The sequence below is a fragment of the Actinoplanes sp. NPDC004185 genome, from assembly GCF_053603475.1.
The window spans coordinates 1-19139 of sequence record NZ_JBSGFR010000054.1 but is presented as its reverse complement, the minus strand read 5'-3'; the positions used below and the strand labels follow the sequence as shown (position 1 = coordinate 19139).

The 19139-nt window shown below is 66.5% G+C and carries 12 protein-coding genes and 2 pseudogenes; 6 read left to right on the top strand and 8 right to left on the bottom strand.

Annotated features, from left to right (window positions below):
* Positions 1–262 precede the first annotated feature (262 nt).
* Both ACWEOZ_RS37360 and ACWEOZ_RS37355 read right to left on the bottom strand, forming a co-directional pair.
* Complete coding sequence (locus tag ACWEOZ_RS37360; protein ID WP_451915392.1) at positions 263–1084, bottom strand: hypothetical protein; 822 nt, start codon at positions 1082–1084, stop codon at positions 263–265.
* A gap of 555 nt (positions 1085–1639) precedes the next feature.
* Positions 1640–1921, bottom strand: coding sequence for a hypothetical protein (locus ACWEOZ_RS37355; protein ID WP_451915391.1), 282 nt, complete (start codon positions 1919–1921; stop codon positions 1640–1642).
* A gap of 107 nt (positions 1922–2028) precedes the next feature.
* On the opposite strand from ACWEOZ_RS37355, the gene ACWEOZ_RS37350 reads away from it, so the two are divergent.
* The gene (locus ACWEOZ_RS37350) at positions 2029–2613 is read left to right on the top strand and encodes a dihydrofolate reductase family protein (RefSeq protein ID WP_451915390.1); all 585 of its coding nucleotides are present in this window, start codon (positions 2029–2031) and stop codon (positions 2611–2613) included.
* Positions 2614–2896: 283 nt separating this feature from the next.
* On the opposite strand, the gene ACWEOZ_RS37345 is transcribed toward ACWEOZ_RS37350, so the two are convergent.
* The 4 genes and pseudogenes from ACWEOZ_RS37345 to ACWEOZ_RS37330 form a co-directional block, all read right to left on the bottom strand.
* Positions 2897–3829, bottom strand: a complete 933-nt coding sequence (locus ACWEOZ_RS37345; protein WP_451915389.1) for an RNA polymerase subunit sigma-70 — start codon at positions 3827–3829, stop codon at positions 2897–2899.
* A 173-nt stretch (positions 3830–4002) separates the two neighbouring features.
* Positions 4003–6291, bottom strand: a complete 2289-nt coding sequence (locus ACWEOZ_RS37340; protein ID WP_451915388.1) for a tyrosine-type recombinase/integrase — start codon at positions 6289–6291, stop codon at positions 4003–4005.
* 108 nt (positions 6292–6399) lie between these two features.
* A pseudogene (locus tag ACWEOZ_RS37335) lies at positions 6400–6921 on the bottom strand (tyrosine-type recombinase/integrase); the annotation flags it as partial.
* A 416-nt stretch (positions 6922–7337) separates the two neighbouring features.
* Positions 7338–7550, bottom strand: a pseudogene (locus ACWEOZ_RS37330) (site-specific integrase); the annotation flags it as partial.
* Positions 7551–7676: 126 nt separating this feature from the next.
* Between ACWEOZ_RS37330 and ACWEOZ_RS37325 the strand changes: the two are divergent.
* Positions 7677–7982, top strand: coding sequence for a hypothetical protein (locus tag ACWEOZ_RS37325; RefSeq protein ID WP_451915387.1), 306 nt, complete (start codon positions 7677–7679; stop codon positions 7980–7982).
* A 194-nt stretch (positions 7983–8176) separates the two neighbouring features.
* On the opposite strand, the gene ACWEOZ_RS37320 is transcribed toward ACWEOZ_RS37325, so the two are convergent.
* A complete protein-coding gene (locus ACWEOZ_RS37320; RefSeq protein WP_451915386.1) occupies positions 8177–8971 on the bottom strand; it encodes a MerR family transcriptional regulator in 795 nt (264 codons plus the stop codon).
* 78 nt (positions 8972–9049) lie between these two features.
* On the opposite strand from ACWEOZ_RS37320, the gene ACWEOZ_RS37315 reads away from it, so the two are divergent.
* From ACWEOZ_RS37315 to ACWEOZ_RS37305, 3 genes are all read left to right on the top strand, one after another.
* A complete protein-coding gene (locus ACWEOZ_RS37315; protein ID WP_451915385.1) occupies positions 9050–9409 on the top strand; it encodes a nuclear transport factor 2 family protein in 360 nt (119 codons plus the stop codon).
* 42 nt (positions 9410–9451) lie between these two features.
* Positions 9452–10240, top strand: a complete 789-nt coding sequence (locus tag ACWEOZ_RS37310; protein WP_451915384.1) for an SDR family oxidoreductase — start codon at positions 9452–9454, stop codon at positions 10238–10240.
* Between the two features lie 78 nt (positions 10241–10318).
* Entirely contained in the window at positions 10319–11350 is a 1032-nt protein-coding gene (locus ACWEOZ_RS37305; RefSeq protein ID WP_451915383.1) for an alpha/beta hydrolase, read from the top strand.
* 16 nt (positions 11351–11366) lie between these two features.
* Here ACWEOZ_RS37305 and ACWEOZ_RS37300 read toward each other — a convergent pair whose 3' ends face one another.
* Positions 11367–11771, bottom strand: a complete 405-nt coding sequence (locus ACWEOZ_RS37300; protein WP_451915382.1) for a hypothetical protein — start codon at positions 11769–11771, stop codon at positions 11367–11369.
* A gap of 2252 nt (positions 11772–14023) precedes the next feature.
* Here ACWEOZ_RS37300 and ACWEOZ_RS37295 point away from each other — a divergent pair.
* Positions 14024–18835, top strand: coding sequence for a P-loop NTPase (locus ACWEOZ_RS37295; protein ID WP_451915381.1), 4812 nt, complete (start codon positions 14024–14026; stop codon positions 18833–18835).
* The last annotated feature ends 304 nt before the right edge of the window (positions 18836–19139 follow it).

Sequence of the window (19139 nt, the reverse complement as noted above, 5' to 3'; positions counted from 1 at the left end):
CCGTCAACTATCGATCCGCTGTGATGACAAGCCACAACGAACCCGCGACAACGACGCCAGCTCCAGACGGCCCCAGGTCGGACCTCCTCAGATCCGAACAGAGTCGCCATTAGCCCTACGACCAGTCTGGTCGTATCGCGCGCGCGGCGCGGCGACCGGGCACTTCGACCGGAGCTTGCCGGCACATGCGAGGTCCGGGTGGTCGACTCGGCGACCCGTTTGAGCGCCGGTATCGCCGCCGGCTTACATGGCGTTCCGGGAATTACTCGAGGCCAGGGATCCGCTGATTCAGCGTCTGACGACTCGTGCCGTGCGCGGGAGCCGTCAGACGGCTTACAGCCGGGCTCCCGGCCGGTCCAGGCGAATGGGGCATCGTGACGGTGCGGGGCCGCGCTGCCCGGCCACGCCCGACCGCCTGCATGGTGATCTCCTGGTTGCGCAGTCGCCCGTGGCCGTGCCCCAGCCCGGACCATGTCCGACCGGTGAGGGTGATGGTCAGGTCGCAGCCGGTCCACGCCGATGTCGGGATGAGCACGGTGCCTTTCTGCCGTGCCCGGTTCATCACAGCGCGGGTCACGCTGTCGCCCACCGTGTCCGGAGTGGCCACGACGACGATGTCGACGCCGTCGATGGCCGCGGACACCACGGTCGGCCAGTCGGGACCGGGCTCGGGAATCAGAGCCAGGCGCTCCAGTGGTACGCGGGCCTCGGCGGCGGCGAGGGCGCCAAAGGTCGGCATTGCCACGACTGCGGCCCACGATCCGGTGCTCATCGCCTCGACGAGCAGCGCGATGACCAGCGAGGTCAATCCGACAGCGGCGACAGTCGCACCGCGCCGGATACCGCCTGGCCAGGGAAACAGGCCGGCGATCGCCGGTGGGGCGGGCAGGACCCGCGCGAGATCCGAGTCGGCTAGGCCGAAGTCCTCGACGGGCTGCACCAGGTGGGTGGCCAGCGCCGTGGTGTCGCGGCTCGGCCCGGCAGCGTTGACCTCGCGCAGCAGCCGACGCACGTCATCGGGCCCAGCGATCCGACGGTCGCCGGACCATGCAGGTCGAGTCGGGCGCGCGGGCTTGCCGGGCATTGCTCCTCCTCCTACGGGCACGCTGACGCGATGCCGTGGGGGAAGACACGACCGAACACCTGTTCTAATTTCAGCTTTACCGTGCACCGAGCGGATGCAGACACACCGCGACATCGGCGAGTCGCCTGGCGTAGCCGGGGTCGGTGATCCGGCCGAATCGCTTCGCCTGCCGCGGGTGGGCGCGGTCACGGCGGACCTCGACCCCGGGGTGAGCATTGCCGATGCAAAGGCTCATGGCTTCCCTGTGATCGAGCGTCCGCCGATCACTCCACCATCGCGTCTCTGCAGCTCAACGACAAGATCGATGATCGAAGAACAGCGTTGTAGTTCACCGGCAGGCTCAGCGCTAAGCCGGTGCAAGATGGTCATTACGGCACGTTGTTCGCTGCTTGATCGCTAGCGTCAGGAGGTGCTCAGGCCATCTGTCGAGCCGATGCGAGCGATCGGCGTCGCCGAGCTTCCGGAGCCGCGGATGTGCCGCGGGGGCGGCGCGTACGAGCCGAAGTTCGACGGGTTCATTTACTGAACTTTGCAAGTACCAAGCCGGTCGACTATTCACGCACCGAAGTTGGTCAGGGCAAGGTGCGCCCGTAGGTCCAGAACTGCACGCCGATCAGCGCGGTCAGGAGCATTCACCTGTCGGAGGCCGCCTGACGTCGTAAGCGTCATGTGTCGGGGTTGAGCAGGTCGTCGTCCGGTGCGCTGGTCCAGCTCGGCGAGCACGGCGGTGATCATGCCGCTGCGGTCGTGGGCGTGGACCGCGGTGTTGATGTGGTCGTAGAAATCGCCGTAGACGTCCGCTTCGCCGACTGAGGCGCGCCGGTATCGCACCGCCACCTCGACTCCGGGAATCCGCGGCAGCTGGGGCGCAGATCGCGCACCGATTAGGTTTCCGCGCCGCGCCCGTCTGTACGTGTGAGATCGACTCACGAGAGGCTGGCTTGATGCGGAAACTGACTTTCGCCATGAATGTGACCCTGGACGGCTACATCGCCGCGCCCGGCGACGACCTCGGCTGGAGTGGGGGTGAGGGACCGGACTCGTCGTCGAGTGACGAACTGTTCCAGTGGTGGTCCGATCGGGTGGGGGCGACGGGCTTGGCGCTGTACGGGCGCAAGCTGTGGGAGGTGATGAGTTCCCCTTGGCCGACCGCCGACCAGCGGCCCGGCGCCACCCCGGCGGAGATCGAGTTCGCCCGCCGCTGGCGGGACATGCCGAAGGTGGTGTTCTCCTCGACGATCGACAAGGTCGACTGGAACACCCGTCTGGTCACCGGCGACGCGGTCGCCGAGATCACCCGGCTCAAGGCCGAGGCCGGCGGCCCGATGGACATCGTCGGCGCGACGCTCGCCGGGGCGGCCATGCGGGCCGGGCTGATCGACGAGTACGTGCTGGTCACATACCCGGTCCTGGTGGGCGGCGGCACGCCGTTCTTCACGGCCCTGGACAGCTGGGTGAACCTGAACCTGGTGGAGACGCGGACGTTTCCCGGCGGCGTGGTGCTGACCCGATACCAGACGAGGCGATGAGTACGGGCCAGATGCTCGGCTCGTAAGGCCACCGTGGCCCTCGGCTATGAGGAACCTTCCTTGCGTTCCGAGTGAGCTGTTGACCGACTTGAAGATGAGGGACGAGGGCGTCGTTGATTGTGACGATGTTCTTCGGGCATGACGCCGCCCCGTCGGCAACGCCGGCGGGGCGGCGGTGTTCGCGTTCTCGCGTTGGTGTTCAGCTGGTCGGCGTGCTCGTTCGACGGTGACTTCGGTGACGGCGGTCCGTGCGCTGGACTCATCCGACGATGGGGCTCTTGTCTTATGGCAGCGTCGGGGGCAGACCCAGCCACGGTTTGTCGGTGGCGTCGAATCCGGTGAGCTCGGCAATCTTCCCGTCGACGATGTGCAGGACCGCGATGGTAAATAGCCGGTGCTGCGGGTCGTCGGAAGTGCGCAGGTACAGCGCGGCGGCTGGCATGCGGTTGACCGTCGTGGTGATACAGCGCCAGTCGTCGTAGCCGGGCTTGAACAGCCCATTGGAGACCCAGCCGTCCACCGCGTCCTTGGCCGTCATGACCGAGGTGCCCGGCTCGGCCGGCATCGCGAAGCGCAGATCGTCGCGCAGCAGGGACATCAGCGCGTCGAGGTCGTTGCGCTCATGGGCGTCGATGTACGACTTCACCACGCCGCGCTCGTCATCGGACAGCTCGTGCGTGGCGGGGCTCCGCCAGTCGAGGCGGCGGTCGGGCAGCTGCTCGCGCATCGTCACACGGGCCCGTTGCAGCGCGCTGGTCACCGACGCGATGGTCAGCTCGAGGGCGTCGGCGGCCTTCGACGCCGGCCAGCCGAGGACGTCGCGCAGGATTAACACCGCCCGTTGCCGCGGCGGCAGATGCTGGACTGCGACGATGAACGCAAGCTCGATCGTCTCCCGCGCCACCACCGTTTCCTGTGGGTCCTCGGGGAGCATCCGGTCGGGGTACGGCTGCAGGTACAGCACCTCGGAGGCCGGGTCGGGCAGCCCGGACGGTACGGGTGTGCGGTCGTTGCGCTTCTCCAGGAAATCAAGGCAGGCGTTCGTCGCGATCCGGTACAGCCAGGTCCGCAGGGCAGCGTGACCCTTGAACGACTCCCGCTTGTTCCACGCTCGCAGAAACGTTTCCTGCGTCATGTCCTGAGCGTCCGCGTAGTTCGCGAGCATCCGGTAGCAGTGCACCTGCAGCTCACGCCGGTGGCGCTCGGTCAGGAGCACGAACTGCCCGGAATCCTCCGCGCGGACCGCCGCGATGAACGTGGCCTCGTCGGCGCCCTGCCGTCTAGCGTCGGTCATGGTCATTAATCCTTCCAGCGGTGCGAGAGAGCTACCAGAACTGACGACGTGGCGGAAGAATTCTGATCGGTGAAAGCCGGTGACACCGGTTGCAGTTACGCGGGTGTGGACTGCTGGGATGGCAGCTGGGACCGTTTGCCGCGGATGTGCCGCAAGCTCTCTTCGAGAGCAGCGACTTCGCCGAGCCACTGCTTGCCTCGAGTCTCGGCGAGCCGCTCCTCGGTGTTGGCCTCGATGGTGTTCAGCCGTGGTTCCTGGGCGGGGTCGAGCCGCAGGAACGGGCAGCGGGTGCAAGCGTGCTCATGAATGCAGGGCGTGCCGTAGGGCCGGAAGCAGTCGCCAAGCGCGACCCGGCGCAGCAGAAAATGCTGCTCGAAGTCGGCCCACTCGTCCGGCGTGACGGTGCGGTACTCGTGGGAGTCCCGCAGGCTGCGCCGGTGCTCGACCATCTTGCGGTGAGCTTCGATGACCTGGTCGGGGAAGACCGCGGTGTAGCCGCGGGTGGTGTCGAGGTTGAGGTGTCCAAGCAGGGTCGCGGCGATGTGGATGGGCAGGCCGGCGCCGACGAGCTCGGTGGTGAACAGCCGTCGGAAGTCGTGCGGGGTGAACCGGATCGGTTCGCCGTTGTCGGTGAGGCCGGCGGCGTCCGCGGTGGCGTTGAGGATGGTTCTGACGTAGTGGTTCGAGAGGACTTCGTGGCGGGCGCCGACCGGGCGGGAGAACAGGTGCGGTAGCGGTGCGCCGTGGATGCGGTCGTGGGGGTCGTAGCGGATCGACAGCGGGATGCGCTCGTCCTCGGCGCGGGCACGGCGCACGACAGCGAGTAGCACGCTGACCAGCTCGGGAGTCATCGGCACGAGGCGTTCGGTATCGAGCTTGGAAGGCGTGATGTGCACCAGCGGCACGACTGCGCCGGTGGCCGGTGGGGTGTAGTGACGCAGCGACAGCTGGGTCAGCTCAAGGACCTCCTCTATGCGGCAGCCGGTCAGCCGTAGCGTTTCGATCAGCGCCCAGGCCCAGAAACAGTCCGCCTCGGTAACGCTGACGTCGAATCGGCTGCCGTCTGAACGCAGCAACCAGGTCCGGCAGCGGGCGAGTCGGGCGGTCCTGGCCGGTGGGTCGAACCGGCGATAGCTCACGCCGTCGACCTCGACTGCCTGGTTGTGACCGGCGGCCTCGGCGGCGGCCAGTAACCGTGTCGACCAGTCGCGGCGTGCCGTCGCGGCGGTCAGAAGATGGGGCAGAAGCGGGGTCAGCACGCGGGTCCGTTGCTGCGTGCGGGCCTGCTGGTGCCGCTTGGCCTTCTTCGGCCCGCGGGCGTCGGCAGCGCGCACCGGCGACGGTACGGCCCAGATACCCCAGCGGGCGGGGTCGTCGAGTGCCCACTGTTGCAGGTCGCGGTAGAAGGCCCGGACTCTGAACAGCAGGCTGTGCACGTCACGACGAGGTCCACCCGCGGCGGTCACGGCAAGCCGCTCGCGCCATTGCGTGATGACGTGCGGCGCCAGTCGTAGGTCGGCCTGGCCGGGGTTGATCTGCAGGATCTCCCACCAGAACGCGCGCCCGAGCGTATGCACGTGGTGCAACCAGCTGCCGTAATCCAAGCCGGACCTGATCTCGGTGAGGTAGTCGATCAGCACGTCGCGGACCGGGCTCGGCGGCAGGCCGTAGCGGTCCAGCACGTGCGCGGCGTCGTGCTGGCGACTGTTCCCCTTCACCGTCCACACCGCTCGCAGGGTCGTCGGCTCGCCTGCGAGAGGGCCGGCCATAACCAGCAGCTCCCAGAGCAAGTGCTCGCGGCGGTTACGGCCGGACGTCTTCACCAGATCGGCGTAGGTGAGCAGGTCCTCGGCGGTGACCTCACCGAAGCGCTTACCGGTGCGGACAAGTACCCGGATCAGACCCGCTTCGGCGTCGATCTGCGCCCGGGTCACCGCCCGCCGATAAGGCGTCAAGGTCCGCAGCTGGGCGAACTGTTCGCTGTCGTGCAGCAAGGGGAACCGCTTGAACAGCTCACCGAACTTGGCGTTGAGCTGGAACGAATACGACGGTCGCAGTACCCGGCTCAGCAACAGCAACGCCAGGGCTTGTGCGAACAACCGGGGCGAACCCCCCGCGTCTTCGGCGACCCGCGTGGTCCAGGATCTCGGTGCGCAGTCCGCGCCGCTGGCCAGCCAGCGCTGCTCCCAGTCCTCGCCAGGAAATTGCTGTAACCAGCCGAGCAGGACGCGCGTGTGCCGCAGCAGGGCACGGCGCGACTTGGGATGCGGCGGCAGAAGCTCAACGTGGTGCCGTGCCACTTCCGCCACCACGTCAGCGCCGGCCACCAGCATCCACGCCGGGGCCGCCGTCCGGGCGCGGCGCGGCCGGCTGGCCTGCGTCATAGGCCGCCAGGTGCCGGACACGGCCGTCGGCAGCGAAGCGACCGTCAGCCGCTACCGGCTCAAACATGGCGGCGACAGCATCGAACTCGGTGGTCTTCAGGGTGCCGGTCACCGGCCGAGACCCAGCAGCTCGGTCAGCTCGCCGGCGTCATAGCCGTCCGGAATCTTCGGTCTTACACCTGCGGCGGTGACGCGACGCTCGTGCAGCTCGGCCACCTTGGCGACCAAGTCCTCCAAGCGCGGCTGCAGGTAGATCTGGGTGCTGTGGATTGAGGCGTGCCGCAAAATGGCCTGGACCTCCACCAGGGTGAAGTTGTCGTCGGCGGCCATCCGGGCCGCCGCCGTGTGCCGCAGATCATGCAGCGAGTAATCCGTGCCCAGCAGTGTGTTCGCCCGGCTCAGCACCGCCCGCGCGGCGTGATAGGTCAACGGCCGGCGCGGAGCGCGTCGCGTCCACCACACCGGCCCTTCGACCGCCGGCGGACTGCCCAGCTCAGCCAGGTAGAGCGCCAGCCAGACGAAGGCGTCCGCCGACGCCGGGACCTCGTCGAGTGACCGGCTGCCCTTCGACACCACCGTGATCGTCCGGCGGCCGTAATCAATGCGCTCCAAGCGCAACCCCAGCAACTCCGACGCGCGGACCCGCTGGACAGGTAGAACGCCACCAGCGCCCGATCGCGGTTACAGGTCAACGTGGCGAACAACCGCTCCGCCGCGTCATCCGGGATGCTGCGCGGTGCCGTCCTCGGCACCCGCTGCCGATAGGCCGCCCGCGGTATCAACCGCACCGGCTCCAGCGGACTCTGATGAGCGCGAGGGCGCCCACCGTCGCTCGCCCGCTGCACCGGAACCGGGTTGACCAGCGGCCCGAGATCGAAATCCATCGCGAACGCGTAGAACCCGTGCAACACCGTCAGCTGATGATTGATCGTCCGCGGTGCATACCCCGCACCCAGGTACGCCTTACCCGTGACCCGGTTCCGCGAGCCCAGCGCCGGCGCACTCGGCGGCCGACCGGCCCGTGACGGGTTCGGAGCCTCCCGCAGGAACTCGACCAACGCCCGGACGTGCACACGCTCCGCACGCTCCCACGCCACATCGATGGCGTGTAGAAACCGCAGCCAGCGCAACAGGTCGTAGCCGTAGCTGCGCACCGTCCCCCGGCTGACATCGCACGCCGCGAGATCACGCAGCCAAGCCCGTGACGGCTCATGCGCAGCGGTCGGGAAGCGCACCAACCACCACGGCGACTCCGCCATCGACACCACCGCACCCAGTCGCGGAAGCACCCGTACGAGAGCAGACAAGATCCACCTTCCGGCCTAGGGAGATCAACGACCCTTCCCGAGCCGGCTTAGTTCAGTCAACATGCCGGGTTCTCGCGTTTGTCCGGCCAGATGGGGTGTACCTGCAGAGCCGGCGCACCGTGGCTGTTTCCCGGCCGACCGTGGAGCCATCCCATCAGCGCTGCCACGCTGCGCAAGCGGCTCGCGGCGGCCGGCCTGACCGCCCGCGCCGCCCGCATCGCCGCGCTCATCCAACTCGCCGTCGAGCTGCCCGCCGCCGTCCTCGCCCGCTGTCTCGGCATCGACATCAGCAGTGCCGTGGCATGGCAGCGCGCGGCTGCCGGGGACTGGCACCCGTATGCGGCCCGCGCAGCCCGTGGTATGAGCGAGTCTTTGACGCCGTAGCGCCTGCCACCGAGCCGGAATGACCCCAGTCGAGTGCCATCGGTGGGCGCTGCAGGGCCTGCCTAGCGTCAGGTCGTTGCGGGACGACGGCCGATAAGGTGCCGTGGCCATCGATCGAGCTGATGCGCGTCGCCGGAGTGACGCAGTTACCGCCAGGAAGTCGGCCAGGACGGCGGTCCGCTGTCTACACGTCGTCATGTCACGCGGAACACCGGCCACCCGATCTCCGTGCGCCAGGCGGCCGGATCGCTCGCATCCCGGGGCCCCACGCGGTAAACCTCCCGCACGGGCCCGGCCACCGACATCGCGTTCTCCACGACCCACGCACCGAGCTCGCCGTAGGTGACGTCCACGCCCTCGTGCTCGCCGACGTGGGTGGTCACCGCCAGTTCCGCGGCGGGCAGGGTCGCGGCGTGCACCCGTCCGGTGCGCGGCGGGGTGGCGGTCGGCAGATAGACCAGCACCCGACCGCGGCCCTCCTCGAACAGGGAGTTGTCGTAGTTACCCCCCGGCGGTCCGGTCGCACTCGCGCCCACGGCCGCTTCCAGCTCGGCCATCGCGCCGGCGAACCACGCCTCGACGTCGGCGTGGCCGATCACGGCCTCGACCGCCGCGACCTCGCGGGCGGGTTCGGCACGCAGCTCGACCTCGATCGGCGCGGGGTCGGGCTGCAGGAGGCGGCGCAGCGAGGTGACCGCGGCCCGGGTGCGATCCAGCTCCGCTTCCAAGCGCCGCAGGTGATCCGCGACCAGGGTCGCCCGGACGCCGGGGTCCGGCGTCCGCAGGATCTGCTGCACGTCGTTCAAGGGGACGTCGAGCTCGCGGAGCCGGTTGATGACCTGCGCGGTCGGGATCTGCTCGACGGAGTAATAGCGGTAGCCGGTCGTCCCGTCCACGACGGCCGGCTCGAGCAGCTTCCCCTCGTGGTAGCGGCGCAGGGTCCGCACGCTCAGGTGGGTCAAACGCGAGAACTCCCCGATCGTCAGCACCCCCTCAGTGTGCAGGCTCTCCCAGGGGGAGGGTCCAGCGCTTGACCCTCCGGCCCCGCGAGGCCGCACGGTGGCGACATGACAAACAACGACCTTCGCTCCGACATCCTCCCGACCACCGTCCGCGACTTCCTCGCAGCCAGCACCGTGCACGACGCCGACACGGCCTCGTCGTTCCTCGTCGAAGACGTCGTGATCGTCGACCAGAACGAGACCTTCCGGGGCCGCGATGAGGTGCACGCGTTCCTGCGCGACGCCGGCGCCGAGTTCGAGTACACCACCGAGCAGATCGGCGCCCGCCGCGTCGACGACGACCACTGGGTGGTGACCCTGCGCCTCGAGGGCACCTTCCCCGGCGGCGTCGCCGACCTGGACTACCGCTTCACCCTCCGCGGCGACCTCGTGGCCGAGCTCGTCATCGCCAACCACGAGGCCTGAGCCCGACCGCACACCACCCATCCGTCAGAAGGAAGAGGAAGAATGACCAGCAAGGAACGTGACCGCCTCGACGGCCGCCACGCGCTCGTCACGGGCGGGTCGAAGGGTTCGGGCAAGGCCGTCGTCACCCGCCTGCGAGAGATGGGCGCCGACGTGTGGACCACGGCCCGGACGATGCCCGACGGGTACGAGCGCCCCGACCGGTTCATCGAGGCGGACACGTCGACCGTCGAGGGCGCGCAGCTCGTGGCGGACCGCATCGCCGAGTCCGTCGGCGCGCTCGACATCCTCGTGCACGTCGTCGGGGGCGCCTCGACGCCGTCCGGTGGGTTCGCGGTCATCACCGAACAGCAGTGGCTGACCGAACTGAACCTGAACTTCCTGGGTGCGGTGCGGCTCGACCGGGCCCTCCTGCCGCCGATGGCCGGGGCCGGGTCCGGTGTCGTGCTGCACTTCACCTCGATTCAGCGGGAACTACCGCAGTACGACGCGTCACTGGCGTACGCGGCAGCCAAAGCGGCGCTGCGTACGTACAGCAAGGGCCTCGCCAACGAGCTCGCGCCGCGCGGCGTGCGGGTCAACGCGATCAGCCCCGGCGGCATCGAGACCGAAGCCTACGAGCGGTTCGTGGACCGGATCGCCGAGGGCAACGGGCTGACCCGCGAGGCCGCCAAGCAGACGATCTACGACTCCCTCGGCGGGGTTCCCCTGGGGCGGTTCGCCCAGCCCGAGGAGATCGCCGACCTGGTCGGGTTCCTGGTGTCGGACCGTGCCTCGGCCATCGTGGGCGCCGAGTACGTCATCGACGGCGGCACGGTCCCGACCGTGTGAGCCGACGGCGGGGCGGCCTCGAGGAGATCGTGGCCGCCCCGTCCAGACCACCCGATAAGTCACCGACGAAGAGGACCCATGACCACTCACGTCCCCGCACCGTCACCCGTCCAGCCGGTCGGACCGCCACCGCCCTTCGATCCGGAACTCGCCCCCGTCCTGGACGCGCTGACCAGCATCCGCCCCCCGGACGCGTACCGCCCGGACACCATCGTCGAGATGCGCCGGCCCGTCCCCGGCGTACCCACCCCGACCGACGACGTCCTGTCGCGTCACGGCGCTTACCTCGTACGCGCGAGGACCGTGCCCGGTCCGGACGGGGACCCGGACGTCGCGCTACTCGTCTGCCTCCCGCGACACGCGCGCACGCCAGTGCCGGCCATCTACTTCATCCACGGCGGCGGGATGATCGCCGGCGACAACCGGTTCGGCCTCCCGGAAATGCTGGACTTGGCTGAACCGCTGGGCACGGCGGTGGTCTCGGTCGAGTACCGGCTCGCGCCGGAAACTCCCCACCCGGGTCCTGTCGAGGACAGCTACGCCGGTCTGCGCTGGCTATCGGAGCACGCCGACGAGCTCGGCGTCGACCCTGGCCGCATCGTCGTCGCCGGCATGAGCGCCGGCGGCGGACTGGCCGCAGGCGTCGCCCTCATGGCCCGTGACCGTGGGGGCCCGACAATCGCGGGACAGCTGCTCCTGAGCCCCATGCTCGACGACCGCAACGACTCGCCCTCGGCGCGCCAGATGCGCGGCATCGGCATCTGGGACACCCGCTCCAACGAGACCGGCTGGAACGCGCTCCTCGGCGAGGCCGTGCGCGGGGGCCCGGAGGTGTCCCCGTACGCCGCGCCGGCCCGCGCCGAGGACCTGTCCGGCCTGCCACCCACTTTCATCGACGTCGGCTCAGCCGAGACGTTCCGGGACGAGGACGTCGCCTTCGCGAGCCGTCTGTGGCAGGCGGGCGGCCGCAGTGAGCTGCACGTCTGGCCCGGCGGTTTCCACGGGTTCGACGTCGTGGCGCCGTCCGACGCGATCTCCAGGGACGCGATCGCTGCCCGCGCGGCGTGGCTGCACCGCCAGCTGGGCACAGGTGAATGGGCGGTTCAATGAGTGTTTTTGAGGGTTGTCAGACGAGCAACGTCAGCATGAGGTCAGCAGCGCTCGGATCAACCTCGTACGTCGCCTCGATGACGAACGCGGCCTCGTGCTGATCCTCGACGATCTCCCGCGCCGGCCGATTGCGATCCGGCAGCTTCAACCCCTTGAGCGGGTTGTAGGTCCGCAGCGGCGGCTCGTCATCCTCACCGGGCAGGCAAGCCGCCTCGAAAATCGGTGACACGGTCTCGCCGCGGATGTTCTGGATGGTCTTCGGGGACAACTCCTTGGCGAGCAGGCCTTCCTGCCACAGCCGCATCTCCCGCCGGGTGATCTCGACGATCGGACGCTCACCGATGACCGGGAAGACATGCACGCGAAGGCGTTCGAGGTATTTGCGCCTGGTCTCCGGGTTCGACTTGATCAACCTCTCCAATTACTCCAGAGCGAACGCTTCGAACGTCACAACCGACGGCGGTGCTATCCCCACCAGCGCCTACGGCGCTGCCACAGCGCCCGGTACGAGATAGGCGAAGCCTTCGGCGATCAACACACTTCGGCTGGCGGCCACCGGTGGCCATACACCTCGACCAATGCCTTAAACCGCTTCGCGTCGGCGTGGGCGTCGAAGGTGGTGCCGTCCCAAGCGCCGTCGCGGGTCCCGCCTGTGCGCCGCTTCCCCCGGTAGGGAGTGATCTTTCCCTTGGTCTTGCGAGTCTCGATGGAGGCCATCGCGCCCGTCTCCCAAGCTGCCCTGGCGACCCGCCACGCCTCCCGAACCACGCCGCCAAGAAGGCGGTGTTCCCACCGTGTTCCCACGGGGACTGGAGCTCCGAGAACGAGTAAGGCCGCCGACCGTATAATCGCTGGTCAGCGGCCTATTTCATAGACGAAATCTGTGTCCGAGGCCCAACACATCGGATACGCACACGGTCATCGCCGCTAGAGTGCTGCCGCTCATGAGGTGAGACGGGCGGGGCCGATGCGCCGCTCGAGTGAGGCGCTGATCTTTAAGACTGTCGGTTGGGGAACCCGCCACGCCTTTCCCACGCCTAGAGAGCAAAGATCGTTCGCCTGCCGCTTCACCGCTTAGGTCTCTCGGATGGCAGAGCCGGCGAATCGCTTGCTGCCGCAGGCGGCAACCCGTATCGCTGCCGATCGTTCTCGGTGAGCCGTCGACGGGCGGCGACGTCGAGGTCACTGCGTTGTACCTTGAGGGGTATGTCCCAAGTTGCGGTGGAGCCGTCATCGAAGGTCAATGTCAGGCGGTCGCCCCAGCGAAGGTCCAACAACGTGGCTGCCGATGGGGTCCGCATGACGGTGAGGGGTTTGCCGTCGGCGCTGTTCCAGACGGTAATCCATTCGCCGCCGGCGCTGGCCAGGTAGGTGCCATCCGAGGACCAGCACAGCAAATCGACCCTTTGACGGCTAATACATCGAACGTATTCAGCCGCTGTTGTCGAATCCCAAATGCGGATCTGTTCGGCGAGGCTGATAGCGATGCGTCGCCCGTCCGGTGCCCACTTCAAGCCTTGGTGGCAGGTCGGAATGAGCCGGCCCTGGCGGTTCGGGTGTCGTTGCGGCGTGGCCGTGCGGTCGTTGTTCTGGCCATGTCAGGAGCGAAGCGCCGCGTACCGGTCGTGGTGGTGCGAGAGCCGAAGACGGGTACTCTGCCAGCGGAAGATCGCCAGAAGGCGGTCACCGCCTTGGCCGTCCTGAGCCATCATTGGTGGCCGGGCCGCCGTGGCCGCAGCTGTTCGCGGATCGGATTCGTCGGACGCTGCCACTGCGGCGGATGGCCATCGGTGAGCTGGTCAGGGTAGGCGTCGGCGTACGGCGGTCAGCGTCACGATCGGGCCCTGAACAGCGTAAATGCGGTTCGGGTTGTGCCACATCCGGTCTACCAACAGCTCGCGACCCCGGCAAACGTGAAAGCGCATGTGGCGGTACCCGAACCGCCTCGCTCCTGCCGAGCTCGTTGACGCGAGACCCGGGGGCAGCGTTCCAATCCTGGCGACCTTGGCCGCTCGCACGAGCTGCCTCGTCGGCGGCGACCCGGTGTGTGGGCCTGGACCGCGGCGGTGATCATGTCGGTGGCCAGTTTCCACCCGTTTCGCGAAGTGTCCCGCCCGCCTGCGTAGGTGAGAAACACTGTTCGGCGTTCACCTCGCGCAGATCGTCGCGGGCGGCGTCGGCGTCCCACACCGCCCGGTACAGCAGTCGTTGCATGGCGTCTGGACGGGTTTGCCCGGCCTACTCCGCCAGCGGCGGGCAGGTCTTGACCTCCAACTCAGCCAACAGGCCGATTACGAACTCAGTCGCCGTCAAACGCGGCTCAACCCGGGTCAAACGGCCCGCTATCGAGGCGAGCACCCGTCCACAACCTGCGGCCGCCCGGCGGCCTCTCCGCTGCGACCAGCGACCATCAAGATCCGAATGTCGTCCACAACCTACGACCACGCAGTGGCCGCGCTGCGCGCACCGGCCCCACCAAGATCTCAAAGGCGGCTGCCGTAGTAGGACCTCCGCTTGGCGGTGAGTCGCCCGCACCCGAATGGTCAAACTTCCCCATCGGCCACTCTGAACGTGGCTCGGCGCTGGTACGTTACGGCAGTCATCCACGCCAGAGGCGAAGCCTCAAGAGCGTGTGGCATCGACCGGTGATGACGGCTGACTTGGGGACGCACGATGAATATCGATTCCTCCGAATTGGATGAACGAGGCAGTTACTCGCGCATCGAGCCCGCATTTGAGTTGGTTCGAACCAACCGACCGAGCATTAGAAATATCGTGTCGGTTCGCGCTCTGAGCGGTGGCTTCACCGAGGCATCGGTCCTGGTATGCGACATTGACGAGGTCGGCGAGGCGACGGACGGGTCACTGCTGCGCGGCCAGTACATCGTCAAGATTTCAGAAGCCCGTGCCGATCCGCAATCCCAAATGCACCTGGCATTCACTGAAAACCTAAACGGCTTCGCGGCGTCTCATGTGCCTCCACTGCTGCTTTCCGTGGCGGACACCCGGATGCGCGTCGACGTCTATGGCATTGCCAACTATGGCCTTCGTAGTCTGCGTGCCGCAGACGAGATCGACTTCGTCGATCTTCATGCTGTCACGCAACGGATTTCCGGCGAGTTGCTGGAAGCCCAGCTGCAGCGGGTCAGCCAGCCCGATTACGCCACGAGCATCGGCGCAATGCTCAGGTCCTGGTTGCCCACGCTGTTCTCGCCAGGCCCAAGGTGGCAGGCCTTACAGCGAGTCGCCGACCGGCTCGGCGCGAATACGGCACCTTTATTAATGCATCAGGGTGAATATCTTCCCAATCCGGCATATGCTTGGGCACCCGATCATGACCTCTGCCGGGAGGAAGCCGCGGCACTCAGCGGCCCCTCCCACGGTGACCTGCATCTACGTAATGTACTGGTGACCGGAGCCGAACGGACCAAGGATCTTGCATACTGGATCATCGACATCAACTGGGGCGAACCCACTCCGCTGCTCTATGACCAGGCATATCTTGAGATGTCCGTGTTCATTGAAGAGCTGCGGCACAGCGGCGCGCGTTCGCCACTTTTGGTGCTGGCATCCGTCGATGACATCCCGCTCACGTCCAACGTCATTCGGCTGCCCCGCGACCAAGGCGTCGTCGAGATCGTGGAGGGCATTCGTCACGACACAAACGGCGTCTTGGAACGCATGGAAATGCGTCGCCGAGACATCTGGGAACTGCAGTATCCCCTGGCCCGCGTGGCGGCCGGGCTGAACTGGGCGACCAAACCGGTACAGGACCCGGTCGACGAGGACCTGCGCGCTGCGGCGTTCCTCTATGCGGCATGGACGACTAAGGTACTGATCAGTCGGTACTTCCCGAAGTACTGGACCAGTCTGGTGCGAGAGCACGAGGCCAACCGACTGTCGCCACCCCTAACCGCGCCCAGGGCTTCCATGGTCGATACGTCGACCGCTCAGAAGCTGCTGGCTCATTTCCTTGAGTCAAACGGCGACGAAGACCTCTACCTCATCGCCGATGAAGGTTTCGGAATCGAACAGATTCGCAACTTAGCGTACGCCCCATGGGCCTTGATTGTCGATTTTGACTCACTCAGTGATGAAAATGGCCTCTCCTCGATACTCGGTTCCCGCATTGGTCTGCGCCGCCACATCGCATGGGCCGGCCTCAACACACCCGACATCGAGCGGGACGTCGTAATCTGGTTGCACGCAAACGGGTGGAGTTCCAGGTCGGAGCCTCGGCTGGACGACTTTAACGTCTGGCGCCGCACTTATCTGTCGGCCATTCGCCACATAATCGACCGCAAAGCGATGCGAACCGCCAACCGGGCGGCCTCAGTGCTGGTGCTGCAGTCGGGAAGAAATGACCGGATGGTCAGGCGCGTCTATGAGGCCATCGACGAACGGTATGAGGGCAACGTCCACCTCGTCGAGCTGCCGGCGAAGGCCAGCGACGGTCGGCACAGCGCCGCCGACGTCTTAGATGCCATCGCCCCCACCCTCCCCATCACTGTTGCACCCGCCGCAGTCGTCATTCCCGGTCGCAGAGGCCCGGTCGGCATCCCCGTCGAAGATCAGTTGTGGCTGGGCGAAGATCTGGAAATTCTGCACTCGGGCCTTCTGGCCCAGGCAGCATCCACGAAGCCGAGAGACGATGAATTCTGGCGCGGACGGCCGCCGAGCTGGGTGGATCTGGCGGCGCGGCTCGACGTGTCGCGTACGTTGCAGTCCGACTTGCAGAATGATCTCGAGAATGCCCTCGCCGGATCGCGACCGGTCAAGTTCGAGCTGGCGCACTCACCAGGCGCCGGCGGAACTACCCTAGCTCGCCGTCTCGCATGGGACTTGAGCACCAGATATCCGACCGTTCTGCTGCGGCAGTACAGCAGCGGCACTCTTGGCCGGTTGGAAGAGCTGGTCAAGATCACAGATCGAACCGTGCTGATGGTGGCGGAGGCAGCGCACGTCTCCGAGGCCGAACTTGAAGATCTACTCGCCGGACTGCACCGTAACAGGGTTCACGTCGTGACACTCTGGATCAACCGGACCAACGTCACCAGAGATAGCGGGGGACCGGGTGGACGCCTGTTCCTGCTGCGAGATCCAATGCAGCCCGCGGAGGCTGCCGAGTTCGCCGAAGTATACGAGCATCAGGCTGAAACCGACGCCGGCAAGGAGCAAATCCGACGCCTCGGTCGGCTCGACTTCGTCGCCCCGCCCGCGCAGTGGTTGTCGCCGTTCTTCTTTGGGCTGTGCGCATACGAGCGGAGGTTCTCCGGACTCCAGGAGTTCGTGCGACGCCACGTCTCGAACCTTAGCCCGGCAAGGCGCCAGGTGGCGAAGTACCTCGCCCTCGCCACGAGGTACGGTCAACTCGGTTTGCCCGTCCATCTGCTTCGTTACTGGCTTACCGAGCAGTGGTCAGATCCCATGTCAGGCCGGACGCTGGATGAGGAACTGCGGGACCTACTGGGCGACGATCTTCGGCACATCACTGTGATCGACGGATCGACTGCACGGCTGATGCACCCCCAGGTCGCCGAGCGAGTTCTCGAACAGTTGCTTGGTGGGTCCGATCCGGACAAGTGGTTGATCAATCTGTCCGATGCGTCGGTCGAGTTCGTCGACCAATTGACCGGCGCCCTTGGACCCAACAACCTGCAGACCCTCCGGCTATTGGAGAACCTCTTCGTCAGGCGGACGAGGGCAGACGAGAACCGCGGCGGCAACTTCTCGGAGCTGATCTCCAGCCTGCCGAAGCAGTCCGCCCATCGCGTCCTGGAACGCCTGACCGCGACCTGCCCGAACGAGCCTCATTTCTGGAACCATTTAGGACGGCATCTCGCCTACGAGATCCGTGCGGAGTACTCCAAGGCGGAGGATTACCTGCTGACCGCCGTCGAACTGTCCCACGGGGAGGACGCAGTTCACCTCCACACCCTCGGCCAAGTCCGGCGGATAGCAATCGAACAGCAGTTGAGGTCCGTGCTTGACAACAATGAGCGCTCGGTCACCGCCGAGGAACTGCGAGACAAGATCGGCGGGAAGTTCCAGCTTGCGATGGAGGCGTTCGCGCGGGCTCGTGTCAAATCACCGGGGAGCGAGCACTCCTACATCACGCCGGTCCAGCTGGTCCTGCACGTACTGGAACGACTCCGTCGTGCCTCAGGCTACGACAACCTTCCGGAGCTGATCGGCGGAGACTCAGCCGTTGCAGACTGGGTCTCCGAACAATTCGCCTCGGCCGAGACCTTGCTGGAGGAGTACCGCAACGTGAAGGCCGGCCCGATGGGGATCTCCAGCCGTCACTTCCGCGACGTCGAACGAGATATCGAGGCTCTATACGGCAACATCGACTTTCTGATGGAAGAGTGGCGCGCTCAACTCGAAGACAACGAAGAACGCGCATCCATCGGTCGCGCACTGGCGCGTGCCCACGTCAGGCGGGCCCGACGCAATTGGGCCAGGCTCGAGGAATGGGAGCTGCGTGAAATCGAGGTTTGTCTTGATAATGCGATGCGATCCACCAGGCCCACCGACTCGGATTTGCGCACGTGGTTCCAGGCATACAGGCGACTCCCCGAGTACAACGAGCTACGCGCTCTTGACCGCTTCTCATCGGTCGTTCAGCACATTGACAGCCTGGAAGCCCACTACTACCTGTACGTCCTTCACTTCATGCGCTGGTACCGCGGTGACGAGTTTAGCCAGGACGCCATCCGTAGCCACATCGAAAAGGCGTCGAAGCTCGCCCGATCGGCCAACAGCCAGTGGAGTTACGAGTGGATGGGTGTCACCCCGGAGTGGTGCCCCCTCGCTCACTTCAGCGAGCTGGGCGAATGGTCCGGCTCATTTTGGAATTACGTCGCCCCTCTCAAGCGCGTCTCCGGGGTGATCCAAGACATCGAAGGCCCTCAGTTCGGAACGATCCGGGTCGGCGAAGGCCGGCTCATGGCCCGGTTCAACCCTCGCGAAAGGTTCAGGCGGGCCAGAGACGAAAATGCACTCGTCGACTTCTTCCTCGGCTTCAGCTACGAAGGGCTGCGGGCCTGGGAGGTGGACTTCAGTGGCCAGTGGAAGCCCGGCAAGCATCAGCTCGTGCCTCCTTACGTTCCCCCGAAGACCTTGACCCCGCGACCGACGGCAACCCAGACCGAGTCCAACAAAGTCGTCGACGTCGAGCCTAACCCGCAGGTGCCCGTACCAAGGCCGGTCGCTCCGGCGCCACCGACGGTGCCAGTGCCCATCCCGAGCTCCGCACCGGATCTGAGCGCTTACAGCGACCCTGTGGACCTGATCGATGAGTTCATTCGCCAGCAGGGTGGCGAGCTGGATCTCTTGACGCTCGGTTCCCTTCTGAGCGTGCATCTTGGCGTCCAGCGGTACGAGGCCCTGCGGAACGGCCGTAAGCTCAAGAGGTTCCTCGAAGACCTCGGATTCCATCCTCTGCAGAACGGTGCTCACCTGCTGATCAGGCCGCGGATATAACGCCTATTGCGGAATTAGCCGCCGGAGTCGTCGAGTGCGGCGTGATCGAGTGCGCACTCATCGGTGGATCATTTGCTGGTTGTACCACTGCGGCCTGACCATGACAGTGCACTCGCGCTTCGTTGTAGGAGTCTCCTGTTCACGGATCCGGGTCAGCCAGGCGGCGCTGCGGCGGGTGCCGATCGCCGAGTCGGTCGTCCGCGGGCGGTCTAGGGCGCGTTTCGAAGTAGGTGTGTCGGTCGTCGATAGACGAAGAGGCCTCCGGTAGAGGGTTCATCGACGAAGAAGAACCTGAATACCGGAG